Origin of the sequence: Caballeronia humi (assembly GCF_001544475.1) — a bacterium.
GTDB lineage: Bacteria > Pseudomonadota > Gammaproteobacteria > Burkholderiales > Burkholderiaceae > Caballeronia > Caballeronia humi.
Genome location: NZ_FCNW02000178.1, coordinates 1 through 1,409, shown reverse-complemented (window position 1 = coordinate 1,409; position 1,409 = coordinate 1). Strand labels below are relative to the sequence as shown.

At 60.7% G+C, this 1,409-nt stretch carries 1 protein-coding gene; it reads left to right on the top strand.

Translation table 11 applies throughout. The features are described 5' to 3' along the window. Positions 1 to 150 precede the first annotated feature (150 nt). Positions 151 to 1,377 carry an ISL3 family transposase gene (locus tag AWB65_RS34875; RefSeq protein ID WP_087671263.1) on the top strand — a complete coding sequence of 409 codons (1,227 nt, stop codon included), beginning with the start codon at positions 151 to 153 and terminating at the stop codon, positions 1,375 to 1,377. Positions 1,378 to 1,409: the final 32 nt, after the last annotated feature.

Here is a 1,409-nt window from a genome sequence, read left to right as displayed (position 1 = left end):
GCCTCTTTCGAATCTCGAGTGGGTGAAGTGCCGGGTCAAGTGCGGGCGCAAGCCCGGCGAAGAGAACACTTGACGCGCGTCGGGTAGATAAGCTGAGGCAGGGCTGGTTGCGGCAGAATGAGGCAACCAGCCCTGCGAGACGAAGCGAACATGACGAATCAGCTCTTTGAAGCCGCCTTGGGAATCAATGCCCCGTGGTACGTGCAGGGCGTCGACTTTGACGCGGCCAAACGGCAGCTCACGATTGCCGTGGACTTTGTTGCAGGCAGCCGCTTCGCCTACTCCGGCGTCGCCGGCGAGCACCCGGTGCACGACACGCAAATCAAGCGGCTGCGGCACCTGAACTTCTTTCAGCACGAATGCTATCTCGAGGTCCGGGTGCCGCGCGTGCGCTTGCCGGACGGCGCGGTGCGGTTGGCAGAACCCGACTGGATGGGCAAGCTGGATGGCTTTACGCTGCTGTTTGAAGCGCTCGTGCTGACGCTGTGCCGGGAGATGACATTTGCGGCGGTAGCCCGTCTGGTGAACCTGTCGTGGTATCGCGTGAAGGCCATCTGTGATCGTTACGTGGACCTGGCCGCGTCCGCGACTGACTTGTCCGAAGTCACCGCGGTGGCCATTGACGAAACTTCGTGCCGACGTGGCCACGACTATGTCTCGCTGGTCGCCGACATGGACGGCAGGCGCGTGGTCTTCGTCACGCCGGGCAAGGATGCAGGCGTTGTCGAACGCTTTGCCAATCATCTGGAGGAACACAACGCAACGCCTGCGCAGATCAAATCGGTCAGCATCGACATGTCGCCCGCTTTCATCAAGGGCGTGGACGAGCATCTGCCCGATGCGCGCGTCACGTTCGACAAATTTCATGTGGTGGCGCACGCGTCCAAAGCGCTCGATGGTGTGCGCCGCGAACAGCAGAGGACCGATCCCGCACTGAAGGGCATGCGCTGGTCGTTGCTCAAGGATGCTGACAAGCTCAACCTCGCGCAACTGACTGATCTCGAGGCGCTGATCAGCCAGTACACCACGAACCGCACCGCCCGTGCCTGGATGTACCGCGAGCAGCTGCGCGAGATTCTCGATCGCAAGCAGATCCATGTGCTCTCCAAGATGCTGCGCCGGTGGTGTACCGGCGTCATGCGTTCCAAGGTCGAACCCATGAAGGACGTCGCACGCATGATCCTTCGTCATTTCGACGGCATCGTCGCCTGGGCCCAGACGCGCCAGACCAACGGATTCATTGAATCCATCAACGGCCTGTTTCAAGCTGCCAAGCGCAAGGCCCGGGGATACGTCAGCTTCAAAACCATGCGAACCGTGCTGTTCCTCATCGCCGGAAAGCTCGACTTCTCGGCCTTCAACCAACATGCCTCGTAAGCCGCATTACCCACTCCACTTTTGAAATAGCC